This window comes from Egbenema bharatensis FJBBOT/2019 (assembly GCF_048077055.1).
Lineage (GTDB): Bacteria > Cyanobacteriota > Cyanobacteriia > Elainellales > Elainellaceae > Egbenema > Egbenema bharatensis.
This window is the reverse complement of sequence record NZ_CP182236.1, coordinates 5,450,895-5,470,659: the sequence shown is the minus strand read 5'-3', so window position 1 is coordinate 5,470,659 and position 19,765 is coordinate 5,450,895. Positions and strand designations below refer to the sequence as shown.

Genomic DNA, 19,765 nt, shown 5'->3' with positions numbered 1-19,765 from the left:
TCGCCGTACACCCTTTACAGCCGATTTTTTCAAAAATTGGGATGCCATTTAATCGCAGATCTCTGGTCTACCGATGGAAGCCATTTAATCGCAGATCCTTACCCTTTCGATGGACGCAAACGGCTATTTCTTCTGTTATATGTGAATCATTGCTAGCACCTGATCAGGAGAGCTTATGCCCAATCACGACATCATAGCGATTGGGGCTTCTGCAGGTGGTGTTGAAACCGTAGCAAAACTGATTCAACGCCTACCCCCTGACTTGCCTGCGCCCCTGTTTGTCGTGCTGCACTTTCCGTCCAATAGCAGCAGCGTCCTGCCTCAGATTCTGAACCGCATCAAAACTTTACCGGCCGCTCATCCCCGCAATGGTGAACCCATTCAGCCGGGTCAAATTTATGTCGCGCCACCGAATCATCATCTGCTGGTACAGTCGGGACAAATTCTGTTAAGTCGGGGCCCTCGAGAAAATGGTCATCGTCCGGCGATCGATACTCTGTTCCGTTCAGTGGCGCGCGCCTATGGTCGGCGAGCCGTGGGGATCATCCTGTCGGGAATGCTGGATGATGGGACGGCTGGATTAAAGTTCATCCATGCCAGAGGAGGAGTGACGATCGCCCAGGATCCAGAGGAAGCGTTATTCGAGAGTATGCCGCGTAGTGCGATCGAACATACCCATGTGGACTATGTGCTCAAAGTTGCTGATGTTGCAGCCCTGATAATTCAACTGGCTCATACACCCATTCCGGAGGAAAAGTCCATGTCTGACCCAGCAGAGCATGATATGGCAAAGGATAGGAATAATGGGATCGAGCGAGAAGGGGAAATTGTTGCCCTGGACAAAGCCAAACTAGAGCAAGGCGAAAAATCTGGAACTGCATCCACCTGGACCTGCCCAGACTGCGGGGGGGTGCTATGGGAACTTCAGGATGAAAGTCTGATCCGATTCCGCTGTCATACGGGCCATACCTACTCCCTGGAAAGTTTAGTTGCAGAGCAAGAAAACGATTTAGAGCGGGCCCTCTGGTCAGCCACGCGCGCACTGGAGGAAAAAGCAGCCCTAGCCCGACGCATGGCTGCCCAGGCGAAACAGCAAAACCGCCGTATCTCTGAAACCCAGTTCCTGGAGCGGGCCCAGGAAGCCCAACATCAGGCAGAAATGCTGCGGCAAATGATTCTCCAGCAAACAGAAATCAGACGAGGCAATGGAAAGCACCAAGCGCGTGAAGCGATCGATCGCACCGATCTATAGGGTAGGGTTCTAGTCTCAGGCGATCGACTGATATTGGCTCTCGGCTCCCGGCTCCGATCGAGCGAACCCCCTGCTAGAACCCTACGGTGTACACACACTGGTTGACTGACAAATCTTTTCCCGTAGGTTGGGTTGAACAACGTGAAACCCAACACCAGCCTATGTTCTGTTGGGTTACGCTATCGCTAACCCAACCTACGGGAGAATGAGGGTTTCAGGAGTTTTGTCAGTCAATCAGGTACACACAAGTCATCTGCTCTAGTCACGACTGGGTTTGATCCTCCCTAACCCTCCTTAAAAAGGAGGGAACCGGACTAGAAGTCCCCCTTTTTAAGGGGGATTTAAGGGGATCTATCAGGGTTTGAGCCTCTCAGTCAAGATCTGTGTACACGGTAGCTTTTTAAGGGGGATTTAGGGGGATCTATCAGGGTTTGAGCCTCTCAGTCAAGATCTGTGTACACGGTAGCTGCTAGAACCAGGATCGAAGCTTGGCAAATTTAACCCTCAACCTAGTAGATTGTCAGCCTTGATTTGAAGGGTAAATGGATTGATAATTTGAGCTATCTCCAATCAGTCAAACCATTATGGCGCGAAAAAAATACATCGTTTCTCTAACTGCTGAAGAACGAAAAGAGTTGGAGCAACTCACTACAACTGGCAAAGTTGCTGCTTACAAAATGAACCATGCACGGATTTTGCTCAAAGCCGACACCAACCAAGAAGATGGAGGATGGACGGATCAAGCAATTAGCCAAGCACTCGACATCAGTGTAGCGACGATTGAACGGGTGCGGCAACGCTTTGTTGAAACAGGTCTAGAGAGTGCCTTGAGTCGGCAAGTGCAGCAACAACGCAAACCGCGCCGCCTCGATGGATCCCAAGAAGCACATCTGATTGCGATGACCTGTAGTGAGCCTCCCGAAGGACAAGCCCGTTGGAGTCTGCGCTTGTTAGCTGAGCGAATGGTGGAATTAGAGGTGGTCGAAAGCATCTGCCATGAAACCGTTCGACAAACGCTGAAAAAAACGACCTCAAGCCCTGGTTGAAAGAATGCTGGGTGATTCCTCCCGAGTCCAATGCGACGTTTGTCTACTACATGGAAGATATCTTAAGTGTCTACACCCGCTCTTACGACTCACGCTATCCCGTAGTTTGTTTTGACGAAACCAGCAAACAGTTAGTCAAGGAAACCCAAGTCCCTTTACCGATTGAACCGGGTCAACCGCCGCGCTATGACTACGAGTATGAACGAAACGGGGTCAACAATCTGTTCATGTTCGTTGAGCCCTTAGCGGGTTGGAGACATGTCCAAGTCACAGACCGGCGCACCAAGCACGATTATGCCCAGCAAATGAAATACTTGGTCGACGAGCGTTATCCGGATGCGGAGTGGGTCACGGTTGTCCAAGACCAACTCAACACTCATGACCCTTCGGCATTGTATGCCACCTTTGAACCCCAAGAAGCCAAGCGGATCCTCGATAAGTTGGAATTTCATTACACCCCGGTTCACGGCAGTTGGCTCAATATGGCTGAAACTGAACTCAGTGTTTTAGCCCGCCAATGTCTAGATCGCCGCATTCCAGATCAACCGTCATTGCAACAAGAAACACTAGCGTGGGAGCAGCGCAGGAATGCTCAACTGCGAACCATCGATTGGCAATTTACCACGGAAGATGCACGGGTTAAACTCAAACGACTTTACCCTTCATTTCAACCTTGACAGACCACTAGAGCAAATAAAGGTATAAGTAAGGGGTAGTCCACTCCTATTCCCCCCTGTAACTGCCCTGTGGCCCCTGATCTACAGCCCAAGACTGCTTTTTTCCCATCTGCCCTATTCGACGTTGTGGCACTGGCTACGTCGGCGGGCGGCATCAAGGCATTGAGCCAGGTTTTGTCGGGTTTAGCTGTTCCCTTTCCGGCAGCCATTGTCATTGTGCAACACATTAACCCCAAGGCCCATAGCTTCCTTGCCGACATTCTGTCCCGGCAAACTCGGTTAATGGTCAAACAAGCTAGAGCTGGAGAAGCACTAAAACCTGGAGTCGTCTATATTGCCCCACCGGATCAACATCTGCTGATTGAACCCACGGGCACAATTGCCCTGGCCCACACCGAAAAGGTACACTATGCCCGTCCATCGGCCGATCGCCTGTTTGAGTCCGTGGCTCTCAGTTGTGGAGCGCGGGCCATTGCAGTTGTGCTGACGGGAAATGGGCAAGATGGCGCAAGGGGAATTCAGAGGGTGAAGCAACAGGGAGGGCTGACCATTGCTCAAGACCCTCAAACGGCAGAGTTTTCTGGAATGCCCACCGCCGCAATTCAAACCCAGGCTGTAGACTGGATCATACCGCTAGACCAGATTGCTGCCAAACTGACTCATTTGATCAACGGCAGGGGAGATAGGGTGTGACCGATTCGCTCAATACTGAATTTGAAGCCCTTTTGGATTATGTCAAACGCAACCGAGGATTTGACTTTACAGGCTACAAGCGATCGAGTCTGATGCGGCGAGTCAACAAACGGATGCAGACCGTTGAAATTGAAGGATACAACCATTATTTAGACTATTTAGAAGTTCATCCCGAAGAATTCAACCATCTATTTAACACGTTGTTGATTAACGTTACCTCGTTCTTTCGAGATCGTTCCGCCTGGGAACATTTGGAAAAAGAGGTTCTCCCTCCGCTGCTCTCTGCCAAGGCTCCGAATGGGCCAATTCGGGTTTGGAGTGCAGGCTGTGCCTCTGGCGAAGAAGCTTATACGATCGCCATGATGCTGGCTGAGTTAATTGGGATAGAACAATTTCAGGAGCGGGTCAAAATTTATGCTACAGATGTAGATGAAGACGCACTCAATCAGGCCAGGCAGGCAACCTATCCGATCAACCAACTGAAAGGGCTGGATGATCAGCAGATTGAGCAATATTTTGAACAAGTTGAAAACCGTTATACGTTTCGTAAAGATTTGCGGCGATCGGTCATCTTTGGTCGCCATGATCTGATTCAGGATGCACCCATTTCCAAAGTTGATCTGCTCGTATGTCGCAACACGCTGATGTACTTCAATGCCGAAACCCAGAGCCGAATTCTGGCGCGGTTTCATTTTGCCTTGCGGAATGAGGGCATTCTATTTTTAGGGAAAGCGGAAATGCTGCTCACCCGTTCGAGCCTCTTTCGTCCAGTTAATTTGAAGTGCCGGGTATTCAGCAAAGTCCCTCAATTGAATATGCGCGATCGATTCATCGTCATGGCGCAAACGGGCAATGAAGAAGGGGATGATCAATTGTCTAACCATATACGTCTACGAGAAGCAGCGTTCGACAGCGGCCCCACCGCACGGGTGGTGGTAGATGCCAATGGATTAATCAGCCTGATCAACGAACAGGCCCGAAGGTTGTTTAATCTAACCGCCCGCGATGTGGGTCGGCGGCTGCAAGATTTGGAATTGTCCTATCGTCCGGTGGAATTGCGCTCCTGCATTGAACAGGTCTATGGCGATCGGCGGGCAGTTCACCTGCGAGATGTGCAGTGGCTCACCGCATCAGGAGATATGTTCTACCTGGATGTGCAGATTTTGCCCCTTTTAGACAATAACAATACCATCCTGGGAATTGGCATTAACTTTATCGAAGTCACTCGCTACAAACGGCTCCAGGAAGAACTGGAACACTCCAACCAGGAACTGGAAATGGCCTATGAAGAACTGCAATCCACCAACGAAGAGTTAGAAACTACGAATGAAGAATTACAATCCAGCAACGAAGAACTGGAAACCACGAATGAAGAACTGCAATCCACCAATGAAGAATTGGAAACGATGAATGAAGAATTGCAGTCCACCAATGAAGAATTACAAACGGTTAATGATGAACTACAACGCCGCAGCGAAGAACTGAACCAGAGCAACGCCTTTCTGGAGTCTATCCTCACCAGCCTCAAGGGGGGAGTGGTGGTGGTCGATCGAGATTTGCGGGTGCAGATTTGGAACCACAAGGCAGAAGACCTGTGGGGCTTGCGGGTTGAAGAAGCCCTCCAGCAGAATTTCCTGAACTTAGATATTGGACTACCCGTAGAATACTTGCGGCAGCCAATTCGAGACTGTCTGGCGAGTTCCGATGGCAGTTCTTCGGAGGTGATCCTGGATGCCATTAATCGTCGAGGCCGAGGAATTCAGTGTCGCATTACCTGTATGCCGTTGGTGGGGGTTCACGAGGGAATTGGAGGGGTGATTCTGGTAATGGAAGAGCGATCGGTCGATGAGGCGTGAATGGGAGGGAGTATGGCACGTTTGCAAGTCTAACCCTCATCCCCTAACCCCTTCTCCCCGCATGGGGAACCGGATCGAAGTCCCTCGCCCTTTGGGAGAGGGATTTAGGGTGAGGGCGACAAAAGTGACATGCTCCCGAATGGGACGTTCGATCGCCAGGAGCCAGGCTGAATTACAACCTTGGATAGGGGCAGGGGACGGAACGAACGCGATAGGCTCAAGGCATTTACCCTGTGAGTTAGAGGACGGATCCGTGAGTGAAAAGAATCTGCCATCAACCAATGATCTGCTAGATGAGCGATCCCTGCAAGAAACGATCGCTGAACCTGCCCCTGGCTCTGATCAGGAAATTGATGGACTGCCAATTGATCCAGAACTGGATGTTCCTCCTTCTCAACCGGGGGCACAGACTGCTCATCTAAGCTCTGAGGAGCAAGCCAATGACCCTTAATCCTCTCCCGATGGAAACACAACCCAATGAACTTGAATTGAGCTTAAACTCCCTCATTCAAGAACATGGATTTGTTAGCGTTCTGAATGGCTTAAAACATCTAGTTGAAGCAAAAGCCGATGCGATCGGTGACTCTTCCGATGAACAGGTTGAAGTCTTTCATGACGTTTCCCACTCCCTGGCAATCTTAATCAAAACGCTGCCTGAAGAAATGGATGCCAAAATCGCCCTGGAACAGCTAACCCATGTGGTTGCAGATGTAGATGACGATGAGGATGAAACTCGGTTGGCGGGCGGATTGGAGTAGTATCCCTGGCAGCCGTTTGACTACCCTTACCTGGAAAAACCGTGTCATTCCTTCAATCCTTTGGACGAAGAATTACCGTTGGTATCATCTGGTTGGGGTTCACGCTGTACATTCTCTGGCTTGCCCCCCTCGATCGTCCAGAAACATTTACCCTGTTTCGGCACCTGCTCACCTTTGAGTTGGATCAGGTGAATTCCTACCTGGTGGCCATTTTTTGGATGATGGGAGTATGGCCCATGATCTACGCCTGCCTCCTGTTTGCCGATGGCAGAATGCAAAAATTGCCTGCATTTCTGTACTTTTTCGTCTCCAACGGCATCGGGATTGTAGGACTGGCTCCCTATCTGGCCCTCCGCAGCCGCAAACCATTCTTTATGGGACGAATGGATTGGCTCTTACGATCGTTGGATTCCCATCTCATGGGGCTATTTTTGAGTTTCTGTACGATCGTCCTCTTGAGTTATGCCGTGCTCACAGGAGACTGGCAAGATTTTGTGGAGCAATGGCGCACCATCCCTTTTGTCCATCTCATCACCCTCGATTTTTGTCTGATGGGTCTGCTCTTTCCCCTGTCCCCGCTTCTAGATGACGATATGGCTCGACACGGATTAGACCGCTCTCAAGGGTTCTGGGCGATCGCTTTATTCCCCCTGATCGGTGCATTAGCCTATTTGTGTCTACGCCCGCCGCTGCAAGTGAAAGAAATCAATGCGATCAGAAATACAAATTGAATCCCCTGAAATTCCTCTGGGGTGAGCATTAACTTCTTGTGGGGTGGGCATCTTGCCCGCCCTGTCAACTAGCCAGAAGTTCTTAAAACATCCTCTAATCCAACCAAAAAAATGCCCCCATTCATGGAGGCACACTGTACAGAGGAGGATAACTAACACGACAAATCTTTTAACTTGAGCTGGTGAGACAAAGCCGTAACCTGGGGATTTAATGCTGGGTTATTCCTGCCATCCCAGGGGCGGTTCAATAACAGGATGACTCTGTTCTCCAGCCCGATGCCCCGGCTTGTCGATGATTTGAACCGTACTGGCATGGGGTTGCTCTTGACCCTGTGGGGCTGCCACGAACCGAACGGCGGTTCCTACCTCAAGTCGCTCAAAGTCGTTATGAAGGACACTATTGGAATGAAAATAGATTTCTTCATCTGAGAGCGTCTTCAGGAAGCCATAGCCCTGGTCGCGGAAAATCCTGATCACAAAGGCCCGATCGTCTTCCGGAACATCATGACTGGTGGTGCGTTCGCTTTCTCGCTGTTTGCGGGCTAATTCTCGCAATTGCCGTTCCGCCCGGCTAAAAGCATCTCGAATCACGGTGTCTAACTCGACGTACTGATTCTGTTCAGCCGGATTACTTTCTGCAACCAGTTCATGGCTGGGTGGAACCGTCATATCAATCCGAACTCGATAGGGTGAACCGTGGCTCGGACGCTTGTGAGCCGTTTCCACCGCAATTCGACAACTGCTGATGTAATCACAAACCTGTTCTAGTTTGGTAATTTTTTCTTGAATTAAGCTTTCGATCGCCGATGTTTTCTCTACATCACGATAGGAAATGGTTGGTTCAACTTTCATAACCTAAGGAGCCAATGCTCTAAATTCAGTCACCTGATACCAGTTTGTTAGCCTTCTGGCTCATCAAGCCACTGCTTCTACAAACGCTAAAGTACTCAAAAAACTGTTCTATTATCATAAATAATTTACAGAATTGATCTATCCGTCGTAGGTTAGGAAAAATACAAATTGAGCTTGTGAAAATCAATACATTGATCAGCTCAACTTAACCTCCTGGATCGGTTCACTGTTTGATCGCAGATCATTTACCTTTTACTTTGTTAACTGGGTAGTAAGATGACCACCCCACAAGAGTTTCAGATTGTTAACTCAGATTATCAACTTCGCATTCCTGAGTTTAATTCAAGCTTTGATTGCTTTCTACTGCAACCAATCGATCGATCGCCCCATCCAGTAGCTCAACTCCCTGATCGACCGATTCGATTAAGGTCAACTGATTGCGCAACTCAGCCGCGCCTGGGAAATCCTTGGCATACCAGGCCATGTGCTTTCGGGCTTGGCGAATCCCCCGATCGCCCTTGTAGTCCCACAGCATCACCAGATGCTCCCTGGCACACTGAAGTCGATCGACTGGACTGGGGGCAGGCAGTCTGGCTCCCGTTTTCAGGAAATAGTCAATTTCACCCACCAAAAACGGATAACCCAACGTTCCCCGCGAACACATCACTCCATCGGCTCCCGTCACCTCCAGGCAGCGCAGGGCCGACTCCACTGAAACAATATCGCCATTGGCAATCACGGGAATCGACAGCACCGCTTTCACCTTCGCAATCCAGTTCCAATCGGCTGCACCATTATAGCCCTGGGAACGAGTCCGACCATGCAACGTCAGCATCTTAGCTCCGGCGGCTTCCATGCGTTGGGCAAACTCGATCGCATTAATGTCCTGCTCCGACCAGCCAATTCGCGTCTTCACCGTCACAGGCACATCCACCGCTGCCACCACCGATCGCACAATTTCCTCCGCCAGTTCCGGCTGCCGCAACAGGGACGAACCACCTCCCTTTTTGGTGATTTTGTTCACCGGGCATCCCATGTTGATATCGATCGTATCGGCTCCTTCCGCCACCGCTTTCTGGGCTGCTTCTGCCAAAAAATCAGGCCGACAATCAAAAAGTTGAATGCTAATCGGTCGCTCATGGGGATCAATTTCCATCAGCTTCGGGAGTTGCCGCATATGGTGAAGTTCCGATGCACTCACCATCTCGGTATACATCATGGAATCGGGCGCGTACCGCCGCACCAGCCGCCGAAACACCAGATCCGTCACGCCGGACAGGGGCGATTGCAGGACACGACTATTGACCGCCAGATTGCCAATTCTCAGCGGTTGGGATAGATCAGTTTGGAGAGCCGAAGACAGCGTTACCATGCCAGTAGAGTGCGATACAATTGCCTTCCCCATCTTATCGCCCTGGTTAGCTGCTTTCAGGAATACGAATTGAAACAATCGGTTCTACTGCAACGGTTCTACTGCAACGGTTCTACTGCAATAGAGTTCGGCAAAACTGACGAACTGCTCGCACAACGGTTAGATCGGTTCCGGTGCGTCGGACTTCTAGCCACTGGTTCAACTGCTCGGTGCTGACCGCAGGAAAAGCACGGCTGGTTAAAGCATCTAAATAGGTGCCATTTTCCAGATGCTTAATCTTGACCTGCTCGCGTTGATAAAGCCAGACTTCCGGTACGCCCATAGCTTGATAAATTCTGAGTTTGCTATCAGAGCGGTTTGCAATGTCTACTTCTAAGGCTAAGTCGGGGGGCAAATCGCTGGAGATGGCTTCCCCTAAACCTTGTCCTGCTTGAGCGTTTTGAATGTAGAAACAACTGTCGGGTTCAACCCCTTTCCTGATTTCTGGGCGGTTCAGGGTCATCGAACCCAAATCGTTAAACTCAAAACCAAATTCTTCTGCCAGGGTGAGGGCAATGGTCGCTAACACCCGATTGGCGGCTTCGTGGGGTTGCCCCGGCATCCTGATTTCTAATGCTCCGTTTTCATAGGCCATGCGAGTGGATCGATCGTCTCTTAGCTCCTGAAGTAGAGCAATATAGCTTTCCCAGGTGACACCATCGATCCGAATGGCACTACCGGGAGCCAGTTCAATCTGACTGATGGGGGTAGCAAGCACTATAGTCATGGCACAAGTACTACGGTCATAGAATTTGTGGACTGAATCGCTCTCACTGCTATTGTATGCCTCTTGTAAGGGAGACATCTTGCCTGCCTCTCTTGTGGGGTGGGCATCTTGCCCGCCCTTTCAACAAACTTGCCCACCCTTTCAACAAAGTAGAATAATTTCACAGGTGATTGATTCCACGCTAATTGTCACCCCTCTCTCCCTCCCTCCCTCCTACCCTGCCTGAATCATGCTAAACTTCGATCCCTGGAACCAAATGCTGCACCAGTACGTGAATCCGCAGGGACGAGTGGATTATCGCACCTGGCAACAGGAGTCCAGGCACCAATTAGATGATTGGTTAAAGTCCATTACCACGATCGCTCCTCAGTCACTACCAGATAGGGATCATCAGCTTGCTTTCTGGATGAACCTCTACAATGCGTTAGTGATTCAGCAAGTTTTGGCGCAATATCCGATCGCATCGATTCAGCGACCCATCCTGGGAGTGCCGAACTGGATTGCGTTTTTCTGGTTCTTCTGGCATCCGGTTTGTGGATTAGGCGATCGTCGCTACAGTTTGAATGATATTGAACATCGTGTGTTGCGTCCGCTGGGTGAACCGCGGATACACTTTGCTTTAGTTTGTGCAGCGATCGGCTGTCCGCTGTTGCGAAATCAGGCCTATTTCCCGGAAACGGTGCAGGCGCAGTTAGAGGCAGATGCCGATCGGTTTATCAACAATCCCGAAAAGGTACGCTACGATGCCGTCAGCCAAACGCTGTATTGCAGCAAGATCTTCAAGTGGTATCGTCAGGATTTTCTGGCAGTGGCGGATTCCATCCCAAAATACATTCAACCCTATCGTGCATCTCCCGATCCCTTTCCTGATCCCCTCTCCGTCAAGTATTTGGACTACGATTGGGGCTTAAATCAACGAATGTCCTCATAAAATTGCTTGAGGTAATTCGCGGAAACGCCGATGCCCCAGAGGAAACCAACGTAGAGATAGATCAAATTAGCCTTCAGCAGACCCCACTTCGCCACCCGACGATCGGAGGACTGCACCACTCGATTCACCAGACGAATGCGTCCCTGCTGCACTAATTTGCGACACAAATCTGCCTCCTCCATAATCGGTAAGGCTGGGTCAAACCCACCACAGTTCCAGAAGGACTGCGATCGGCAAAACATCACCTGATCGCCAAACAGTAAACGTAACCCTTTGAACAAAAACAGGTGGGGACGAAACAGCAGCGGGGCATAGTAGGTTTTGAGGTAATTGTGTAGAGAAATGCTCCACCGGGTTGTGTCCGTTCCCGCCATCAGGGAGATAAACCCACCACAAACGACGCTCGGATCAGCCAGGGTTTTGTCAATTACAGTCACTAAATCCGGTGGCACCAGCGTATCGGCATGGAGAAAGCATAGTACCTCGCCCGTTGCCTGTTTTGCACCGCAGTTCATCTGCACCGATCGTCCTGCCTGCTGAGAAGTCAAAATCTGGAGGGTCGTCTGGGTAAACGTTGCGGCTTCGGCAAGGGCGATCGTGTTGTCCTGGCTGCCACCATCTACGATTAGAATCTCCTGGGCGGGTGGATCAAGGGTCGTCAGGCATTGCAGGGTCTGGTTCAGGGTTGTTGCTTCGTTCAGAGTTGGAATGATGATGGAAACGTACACTGTCACGGTTAAATTTCAGGATCAAGATTGTATGCTGATATGAATTATAAATAGAGTTAAAAGCAGAATGAATTGTAAATCACACTGGTATGCAGCGAAACGATCTAGGCTTTTATGACCGCAGTGCCGGGGATTGGTGGAATACAACCTCCAAAATCTACGCCTTACATCATTTGAATGCTCCCCGCTTTGAGTACTTCGATCGCCACATTTCTAACTGGCAAGGATTACGAGTGCTAGATGTGGGTTGCGGTGGTGGGTTCTCCTGCGAGTTTCTGGCGAACCGGGGGGCGATCGTTTCCGGGATTGATCAGTCAAAACCCTGCATTGAGACTGCCAGAACCCACGCCCAACAGAATCAATTGGCGATCGATTATCAGCACGGTGTTGCCGAAGCATTACCCTACCCAGACCACACCTTTGATGGGGTAATTTGTGTTGATGTTCTGGAACACGTGGCGAATGTACAAAAAACGATTTCAGAAATCGATCGAGTCTTAAAACCAGGTGGCTTCTTTTGTTTTGATACGATTAACCAAACCTTCAAATCAAAGGTGATCATGATCTGGCTATTGGAAAATATTCTTCAGGAAATTCCGCGAGGAGTTCACGACTGGCAGAAGTTTATCCAACCCAATAAATTGTCAGATTTGATGCAGCAAGTTGGCTTCACTGAAATCGAAATCAAAGGATTTAACATCTTCGGCAGCACCCTGTTCAACAATATCGCTGCGTACTGGCACTATCGCAAAACGGGTAATTTTAGAATCAGCCTTAACGAGGATACGGCAGTCATGTACATTGGCAAAGCCAGAAAGATGGTTAGACATTAAAGCGATCGTTTACAAGAAATCCAAATCTAATCAACTAAAACTCTTGTGGGGTGGGCATCTTGCCCGCCCAGTCACAACCAGCACAACAGTTTCAATCAATCAACTAAAACTCTTGTGGGGTGGGCATCTTGCCCGCCCAGTCAACCAGCACAACAGCTTCAATCAATCAACTCGAATTCTTGTAGGATGGGCAGCGTTTCGACTGAGCTTTCGACGGCTCGAGTGAGCCTCGCCGAACTCCTGAGCTCAAGCCGAAGGGCTCAAGCCGAAGTCTTGTCTGCCCAGTCAACCAGCAGAATTGTTATTGAGCTAACATTTAATCAACCCCAATCATCCGATCGACCGATCGATTCCTCTCGCTCATGATCCCTGCAAAGTCACTTAGAATGTCAATATCTCTAAGGGGAGATAGATTTTTTAAAACTTAATGCGACACTGTCTAAAGTATGGTAGGTCGTTCGCTTCACAGCTATGAATTGCTGTACGGTTATTGTTTTTGCTCTTGATTCTAATCAACCACCCTTCACTCACTTAATTAATTTGATAAAGGATAGGTATCATTATGTCTGAGCCAAATGGCGTTATGATGCAGTATTTTCATTGGTATATTCCGCCCGACGGTAACCTCTGGAATGAACTCAAAGATAGGGTCAAAGACCTGGCTGAAGCGGGAGTCACTTCCGTTTGGCTACCCCCAGCCTATAAGGGAACGGCGGGCGGTTATGATGTGGGCTATGGCGTGTATGACCTGTTTGACCTGGGTGAGTTTGACCAGAAGGGTTCCGTGCGCACCAAGTACGGCACCAAGGAAGAATACATTACCGCCATCAAAGCCGCCAAGGACGCAGGGATTCGCGTTTATGCTGATGTGGTGCTGAATCACAAGCTGGGAGCCGATGAGCCGGAGGAAGTGGAAGCAACCCCCTACAACCCAGACGATCGCAATCAGCCGATCGGGGATATGCAAACGATCAAGGTCTGGACGCACTTTACCTTCCCCGGGCGAGATGGAAAATACTCTGGTTTAGAATGGCACTGGTGGCACTTTGATGCCGTAGACTACAACGTTTACAACGAAGGTGAGAACGCCGTTTACCTGTTCAAAGACAAGTCCTTTGATGATAACGTTGACCTGGAAAAGGGCGCATTTGACTATCTGATGGGATGCGATCTGGACATGGAACATCCAGAAGTGCGCGATGAGTTGAAATATTGGGGCGAATGGTTTGTGGAAACCACCAACGTAGATGGTTTCCGCTTTGATGCAGTGAAGCACGTTAAGGCTGGATTCTTCCCAGAATGGTTAGATCACTGTCGTCATCATGCCGGACGGCAGCTATTTGCGGTGGGTGAGTACTGGTCGAACGAGATTGAGGCTCTGCATCATTTCATCAGCGTCACGGGGGGTGATGTCTTACTATTTGATGCACCACTCCACTACAACTTCAGTGCCGCCAGCAAGCAGGGCAATGACTACGATATGCGGCAAATCTTTGATGGCACGCTGGTGCAACAGCAACCGCCTCTAGCTGTTACCCTGGTAGACAATCACGATTCGCAACCGTTACAGTCCCTGGAATCGGTAGTGGAAGGCTGGTTTAAACCCCTCGCCTATGCCCTGATTCTGCTCCGGCAGGATGGTTATCCCTGTATTTTCTACGCCGATTATTACGGGGCCCATTACACCGACACCGGAAACGATGGTGAAGAGTACGAGATCTGGATGGATAGCCACCAGTGGATCATTGACAAGTTTCTCCACGCTCGTCGCACCTATGCCTATGGTGATCAGTACGATTACTTTGATCACGCCAATACGATCGGCTGGACGCGGTTAGGAAACGAGGAACATCCTGGCGGGATGGCGGTAGTCCTCAGCAATGGCGATGCTGGAACCAAATATATGGAAGTGGGGCAACCCAACTGCACATACATTGACATCACAGAACACATTGACGAGCCAATTACTACAAATGAGGAAGGCTGGGCAGAGTTCCGGTGCGATGCGGGTTCCGTTTCAGTCTGGGTTCCCCAATCTTAGGATCGCTGGCTTAACAACTGGGTTCTGTAGAATCATCAAATTCATTCTTGTGGGGTGGGCATCTTGCCCGCCCAGTCCTCTAAACCTCACCACTCCACTGATGATCCGCCATCCTTAATTGCTCCACTCTCCTCGATCGATGTCCAGCCAAATCCGCTATCCTAAGCCAATAGATGGGTTTGGATTCTGGTTTGCCATGCATATTACTCGATATTTGCACACTGCCATTCTGGTGACTGATTTAGAGCAGGCAATGCACTTTTATAGCACTGTATTGGGGCTGGAAAAAGTCGATCGCCCGCTCAAATATCCAGGAGTCTGGTATCAACTGGGGGAGATTCAGGTGCATTTAATAGTGGATGAGTTACTCCCCAGGAGGGTAGGGGTGGGTTCCGGTTCCAGCCGGTTACACAATCCAGAGAAATGGGGGCGTAATCCCCATCTTGCCCTCGGTGTGGATAACTTGGAGGCAGCCAAGGCGCATCTGATGGCCCACAACTGCCCGATTCAACTGAGTGCTTCGGGGCGATCGGCTTTGTTTACGCAGGATCCGGATGGAAATGTGGTTGAATTAACGCAAATTCCAACTGAAGCCGGAACCCCCTCTAACGCCTCCAGGTAAGGGAACGTTGGCAAACCTTTCCTACCAAAGCAACCTCCTCCAAAATCCCCTCCTGGGAGGGGCTGGGGTGGGTCATCCTCACAAAACCGTCATGACCTTCAAAAACTCCTCTGCTAAACAGGAAGTTTGGGCACCTTTCCGCTGAAACAGAACGCCCGCCAAAAAGTAAATGTTCTCCGAGAAAAACGCCTTCTGCTGACGCTGCAAATCCGTAATCGTATTTCTAACTTTGGGTTCACAACTGTAGTAGCCAAACTTGAGCGGAGATACCATAAAATCAACAACCTGGTAGCCTAAACTCAGGGCATGATCGATCGTATCAACTGGGTTTGAGTAAGCTGAAATCATTAGCATCACCTGTTCACAGCCGTGGGACAGCAGCCGTTTTGTAATACCTGAGCCATCCTGTCCGCCATGTAAAGTCGGCATATAAAGCTGATTATCTGGAGCTGGAAGATAGGGAGGATTAGCAATCAAACATTGAGCGGTGTCAGGTGCATTTTCAAAGAAGCAAGCATTATGAACTCGATAATAGGAACCCAAATCATATTGTTCAATTCTTAACTGTGCTAACTGGCAAGCATCGGGATTTAATTCATATCCTAAAACCATGCCATCAAAAGCACTCTTTAACAGTGCACGAATCACAGGACTACCATCTCCAGCCCCAAATTCAACAATAGAGGCTTCTGCACTGTTCTGCGATAGCACCATCTTTTCCAAACACTGGGCATAAAACTGGGATTCTTCCGGACAAAAGAAAACTTGATTGGGGGACTTAACCTCAACCGTAGCATCGGAGGTTAACAAACTTTTGTTCATAGTCGGAACTCAATAAATAGGGTAAAAAGCAAACTCAACATTGACGCACTCAGGAACTGCAGGCAGGAAAAACTCAGCCCGTTTGATGTATGGCATGACAGCACGATCGACCAGTTCTCCTACAAACTTTTCCTGGGCATATCCCAGCAAAATCTCCCAGGCATTTTGATTGCATTCTATTTAGACTGTAGTGAATTTAGGGAACTGCCATGTCCACCTTCAGACAGAAACCCTGCCTAAACTATGCCGATCGGCCGGTATTTTCTGGATTTTTCCAGTGAATTTGTACAACAGAACACTTGACTGAGGCGATCGATCTGGTATTTTCTTAGTTTATGCCTACAAAAATGCGTGTCGCAGTAGCCTGATTCCCAACAACCTAGCTTCTTCTGTTCATTCAAACCCCAATCATTTGCACGGCAGATAGATTGCCTGTAGGGGCGCACTGCTGTGCGCCCTTTGTGACAGGTGATACCGATTCAAATCATTTGCACGGCAGATAGATTGCCTGTAGGGGCGCACTGCTGTGCGCCCTTTGTGACAGGTGATACCGATTCAAATCGTTTGTACGGCAGATAGATTGCCTGTAGGGGCGCACAGCAATGCACCCTTACCGGGATGTGCAATTTCTGCAATCAAATTGGTATGACTTTAACCTGTTCGCTCATCCTACCTTTGGAGAGGATGCTGATCCGAGTGCCGGACGAGAGCGTGTTCGCATTATTATCTTTGGCTCTAAAGAAGTCGTTCGTGCCACCATTCACGATCTCTATCCTGAACGCTACAAAAATAGGACGATCGAATGATTACCGATCGTCCCATTCAGAAATGCAAATTGAATAACCTGAAAGCCTTGTGGGGTGGGCATTCTGCCCGCCCAGTTCCAGAAATAGAACGGTGAACAGGTTATTTAATCCACGATCCTTCCTATTCCTGATTCCTGCTGGGATGAATAGCCATTCCCCCTATCCATCCTCAATCCCTGCAACCTACATCGTCACCAACTCCGTCGGCAGCCGCTTAAACTCCAGGCGTTCTGTCTCACCAACATCAACAAAGATCGCATCCCCATCATGGAATTCACCCCGCAAAATCGCCTTCGCAATTTTGGTTTCCAGTTCCCGCTGAATGGCTCGCTTCAGAGGACGTGCTCCATACACCGGGTCGTAGCCAACCTCCGCCAGGAAGTCTAGAGCCGCTTCTGACAATCGCAGTCCCATCTTGCGATCGGCTAACCGCTGTTCTAACCGCTGAACCTGGAGCTTGACAATATTGCGAAGTTCGGACTTCTGGAGGCTGTGGAAGATAATGAACTCATCCACCCGGTTCAAGAACTCTGGACGGAAATTCGATCGCATCGCATCAATCACGCGAGAGCGCATTTCTTCATACTGATCGTCATTCCCGGCCACATCTAAAATGTATTGCGATCCGATGTTGCTGGTCATGATCACGATCGTATTTTTGAAATCGACGGTACGTCCCTGGGCATCCGTCACCCGTCCATCATCCAGGATTTGCAGCATCACATTGAACACATCGGGATGGGCCTTTTCAATTTCATCAAACAGAATCACTGCATAGGGCCGACGACGAATCGCTTCCGTCAACTGTCCCCCTTCCTCATAGCCCACATAGCCTGGAGGGGCACCAATCAATCGGGAAACGGCGTGTTTCTCCATGTATTCCGACATATCAATCCGCACCATTGCATCTTCCGTATCAAACAGATAGGATGCCAGAGCCTTGGCCAATTCCGTCTTACCCACCCCCGTGGGCCCAGGAAGATGAAGCTGGCGATCGGTCGGTTGGGGTCGGCCAGTCCGGCACGGGAACGCTGGATCGCATCGGCAACGGCAGTCACGGCTTCGTCTTGCCCCACCACGCGCTGATGCAAATCGTTCTCCAGGTTCAGGAGTTTTTGCATCTCCGATTCCACCAGTTTGCTGACCGGAATGCCCGTCCACTTGGAAATGATCTCGGCAATATCGGACTCCGTCACCTCTTCCCGCAGCAAGGTTTTACCACTGGTTTGAGTTTGGGACAGGTTGGTTTCTGCCTCCTGAAGCTGGCGTTGCAGGTTCGTGAGCTTACCAAACTTCAGTTCGGCGGCCCGGTTCAGATCATAATCCCGCTCGGCTTGCTGAACTTCGATGTTGACCTGATCAATTTCCTTCTTCAAGGTTTGAATCTGAGTGATCACATCCTTTTCAGCCTGCCACTGGGCATTTAATCCACTCTGTTCTTCCTTCAGGTCAGCCAGTTCCTTTTCCAATCGTTCTAACCGATCGCGGGAAGCCACATCACTTTCCTTTTGCAGAGACAACCGCTCCATTTCCAGTTGCAGAATTTTGCGATCGACCTCATCCAGTTCTTCGGGCTTAGAGGTGATTTCCATCTTCAGCCGGGCCGCTGCTTCGTCTACCAAGTCGATCGCCTTATCGGGCAGGAACCGATCGCTGATGTAGCGGTTGGATAACGTTGCTGCCGCCACCAGGGAGCTGTCGGAAATTTTCACCCCATGATGGTTTTCGTAGCGTTCCTTTAAGCCGCGCAGAATCGAAATGGTGTCCTCGATCGACGGTTGATCAACATACACCTGCTGGAATCGCCGTTCCAGGGCTGCATCTTTTTCAATGTACTTGCGGTATTCATCCAGCGTCGTCGCGCCAATACAGCGCAGTTCCCCCCTAGCCAGCATCGGCTTCAGCAGGTTTCCGGCATCCATTGCCCCCTGAGTGGCTCCTGCTCCGACAACGGTATGAATTTCGTCGATGAACAGAATAATGGTTCCGGCGGATTCCGTCACTTCCTTCAGTACCGCCTTCAGCCGCTCCTCAAACTCACCGCGATACTTCGCCCCCGCAATCAGTGCCCCCATGTCCAGGGCAATTAATTTGCGATCGCTCAAGGATTCTGGCACATCTTTGTTAACAATCCGCTGGGCCAGTCCCTCAGCAATGGCCGTCTTACCAACACCAGGTTCCCCAATCAGCACCGGGTTATTTTTGGTGCGGCGAGACAAAATTTGAATTGTGCGGCGAATTTCATCATCCCGGCCAATCACCGGATCGAGTTTTCCCTGTCGGGCCGCTTCGGTTAGATCTCGGCCATATTTTGACAGTGCATCGTACTTGCCCTCTGGATTTTGGTCTGTCACCTTCTGATTCCCTCGAATTTGCTCCACTGCCGTTTTTAGACTTTTTTCATTTAATTTAAGCTCTTGAAACAATCCCTTGCCAAATCGATCGTCTCTGGGATAGCCCAATAATAGGTGTTCAACTGAAATATATTCATCCCCGAAGTCTTTGCGAGAGGCATCTGCCCGATCGAGCAATTTATCCAGTGCTCGACCCAGGTAGACTGAATCAGCCGCTCCAGACACCCTGGGTTGACGGCGAATAAAGTCTTCCGTGTAGTCGCGGGCCCGGCGCACATCGACCCCTAACTTATGAAGGACGCTGGTGGTCAACCCTTCTGGCTGTTCCAGTAACGCTAACATCAAATGTTCAGGCTCAATCTGCTGATGCTGTGCCTGTTTTGCCACATCTGGGGTGCGCGCGATCGCCTCCCAGGCTTTTTCAGTAAATTGATTCGGATTGGTTGGTTGCATAGGAGTACAGGAATAGGAGTACAGGAATAGGGAAATGATGTCTCTTATTGTATGGATTGAAACGGAAATGACGCGATCGGTGTTCCCCCCAGACTGATCACAATTACCGTCCTTCCATCTCTATCCGGGGGCACAATTCCTCAGCCGTTTGGCCCAAGTCGAGGTACAGTTT

General features: G+C 49.9%; 17 protein-coding genes and 1 pseudogene. 12 read left to right on the top strand and 6 right to left on the bottom strand.

Features of this window, described 5'->3' with window-relative positions; all coding sequences use genetic code 11:
- Nucleotides 1-175 precede the first annotated feature (175 nt).
- The 7 genes from ACM1PF_RS25440 (at nucleotide 176) to ACM1PF_RS25410 (ending at nucleotide 7,013) form a co-directional block, all read left to right on the top strand.
- Nucleotides 176-1,252, top strand: a complete 1,077-nt coding sequence (locus ACM1PF_RS25440) for a chemotaxis protein CheB (RefSeq protein ID WP_416668475.1) — start codon at nucleotides 176-178, stop codon at nucleotides 1,250-1,252.
- A gap of 584 nt (nucleotides 1,253-1,836) precedes the next feature.
- Nucleotides 1,837-2,975, top strand: a protein-coding gene (locus ACM1PF_RS25435) for an IS630 family transposase (RefSeq protein WP_416668472.1) whose coding sequence is annotated in 2 segments (ribosomal slippage) — nucleotides 1,837-2,272 and nucleotides 2,272-2,975 — 1,140 coding nt in all. Because the reading frame shifts where the segments join, the coding sequence is not laid out codon by codon here.
- A 69-nt stretch (nucleotides 2,976-3,044) separates the two neighbouring features.
- Nucleotides 3,045-3,668: a chemotaxis protein CheB gene (locus tag ACM1PF_RS25430; protein WP_416668470.1), complete on the top strand. Its 624-nt coding sequence runs from the start codon at nucleotides 3,045-3,047 to the stop codon at nucleotides 3,666-3,668.
- The gene (locus ACM1PF_RS25425; RefSeq protein ID WP_416668467.1) at nucleotides 3,665-5,524 is read left to right on the top strand and encodes a CheR family methyltransferase; all 1,860 of its coding nucleotides are present in this window, start codon (nucleotides 3,665-3,667) and stop codon (nucleotides 5,522-5,524) included. Before ACM1PF_RS25430 ends, ACM1PF_RS25425 begins: the two co-directional genes overlap by 4 nt.
- Nucleotides 5,525-5,777: 253 nt before the next feature.
- A complete protein-coding gene (locus ACM1PF_RS25420) occupies nucleotides 5,778-5,975 on the top strand; it encodes a hypothetical protein (protein WP_416668464.1) in 198 nt (65 codons plus the stop codon).
- The gene (locus ACM1PF_RS25415) at nucleotides 5,965-6,282 is read left to right on the top strand and encodes a hypothetical protein (RefSeq protein WP_416668461.1); all 318 of its coding nucleotides are present in this window, start codon (nucleotides 5,965-5,967) and stop codon (nucleotides 6,280-6,282) included. The genes ACM1PF_RS25420 and ACM1PF_RS25415 overlap by 11 nt, the downstream gene beginning before the upstream one ends.
- A gap of 41 nt (nucleotides 6,283-6,323) precedes the next feature.
- Nucleotides 6,324-7,013: a DUF2834 domain-containing protein gene (locus ACM1PF_RS25410; RefSeq protein ID WP_416668459.1), complete on the top strand. Its 690-nt coding sequence runs from the start codon at nucleotides 6,324-6,326 to the stop codon at nucleotides 7,011-7,013.
- A gap of 219 nt (nucleotides 7,014-7,232) precedes the next feature.
- Here the strand turns inward: ACM1PF_RS25410 and ACM1PF_RS25405 are convergent, their stop codons facing one another.
- From ACM1PF_RS25405 to ACM1PF_RS25395, 3 genes are all read right to left on the bottom strand, one after another.
- Entirely contained in the window at nucleotides 7,233-7,865 is a 633-nt protein-coding gene (locus ACM1PF_RS25405; RefSeq protein WP_416668457.1) for an HPF/RaiA family ribosome-associated protein, read from the bottom strand.
- Nucleotides 7,866-8,202: 337 nt separating this feature from the next.
- Entirely contained in the window at nucleotides 8,203-9,237 is a 1,035-nt protein-coding gene (gene dusB, locus ACM1PF_RS25400; RefSeq protein WP_416668454.1) for a tRNA dihydrouridine synthase DusB, read from the bottom strand.
- A 112-nt stretch (nucleotides 9,238-9,349) separates the two neighbouring features.
- Nucleotides 9,350-10,003 carry a Uma2 family endonuclease gene (locus tag ACM1PF_RS25395; protein ID WP_416668451.1) on the bottom strand — a complete coding sequence of 218 codons (654 nt, stop codon included), beginning with the start codon at nucleotides 10,001-10,003 and terminating at the stop codon, nucleotides 9,350-9,352.
- A gap of 229 nt (nucleotides 10,004-10,232) precedes the next feature.
- On the opposite strand from ACM1PF_RS25395, the gene ACM1PF_RS25390 reads away from it, so the two are divergent.
- Entirely contained in the window at nucleotides 10,233-10,934 is a 702-nt protein-coding gene (locus tag ACM1PF_RS25390) for a DUF547 domain-containing protein (protein ID WP_416668449.1), read from the top strand.
- Here the strand turns inward: ACM1PF_RS25390 and ACM1PF_RS25385 are convergent.
- Nucleotides 10,916-11,668, bottom strand: coding sequence for a TIGR04283 family arsenosugar biosynthesis glycosyltransferase (locus tag ACM1PF_RS25385; protein ID WP_416668447.1), 753 nt, complete (start codon nucleotides 11,666-11,668; stop codon nucleotides 10,916-10,918). The two genes, ACM1PF_RS25390 and ACM1PF_RS25385, sit on opposite strands and share 19 nt — an antisense overlap.
- Before the next feature lie 83 nt (nucleotides 11,669-11,751).
- Between ACM1PF_RS25385 and ubiG the strand changes: the two genes are divergently transcribed.
- The 3 genes from ubiG to ACM1PF_RS25370 all read left to right on the top strand — a co-directional run bounded on the left by ubiG (nucleotide 11,752) and on the right by ACM1PF_RS25370 (nucleotide 15,158).
- Complete coding sequence (gene ubiG / locus ACM1PF_RS25380; RefSeq protein ID WP_416668445.1) at nucleotides 11,752-12,495, top strand: bifunctional 2-polyprenyl-6-hydroxyphenol methylase/3-demethylubiquinol 3-O-methyltransferase UbiG; 744 nt, start codon at nucleotides 11,752-11,754, stop codon at nucleotides 12,493-12,495.
- A 562-nt stretch (nucleotides 12,496-13,057) separates the two neighbouring features.
- Nucleotides 13,058-14,536 (top strand): alpha-amylase, encoded by a 1,479-nt coding sequence (locus tag ACM1PF_RS25375; protein WP_416668442.1) that lies wholly within the window; start codon nucleotides 13,058-13,060, stop codon nucleotides 14,534-14,536.
- Nucleotides 14,537-14,732: 196 nt separating this feature from the next.
- Nucleotides 14,733-15,158: a VOC family protein gene (locus tag ACM1PF_RS25370; protein ID WP_416676793.1), complete on the top strand. Its 426-nt coding sequence runs from the start codon at nucleotides 14,733-14,735 to the stop codon at nucleotides 15,156-15,158.
- Nucleotides 15,159-15,236: 78 nt separating this feature from the next.
- On the opposite strand, the gene ACM1PF_RS25365 is transcribed toward ACM1PF_RS25370, so the two are convergent.
- Nucleotides 15,237-15,980, bottom strand: a complete 744-nt coding sequence (locus tag ACM1PF_RS25365) for an SAM-dependent methyltransferase (protein WP_416668440.1) — start codon at nucleotides 15,978-15,980, stop codon at nucleotides 15,237-15,239.
- Nucleotides 15,981-16,582: 602 nt separating this feature from the next.
- Between ACM1PF_RS25365 and ACM1PF_RS25360 the strand changes: the two genes are divergently transcribed.
- Nucleotides 16,583-16,786 carry a hypothetical protein gene (locus ACM1PF_RS25360; RefSeq protein WP_416668437.1) on the top strand — a complete coding sequence of 68 codons (204 nt, stop codon included), beginning with the start codon at nucleotides 16,583-16,585 and terminating at the stop codon, nucleotides 16,784-16,786.
- 183 nt (nucleotides 16,787-16,969) lie between these two features.
- Here the strand turns inward: ACM1PF_RS25360 and clpB are convergent.
- Nucleotides 16,970-19,593: pseudogene (gene clpB, locus ACM1PF_RS25355) on the bottom strand (ATP-dependent chaperone ClpB).
- Nucleotides 19,594-19,765: the final 172 nt, after the last annotated feature.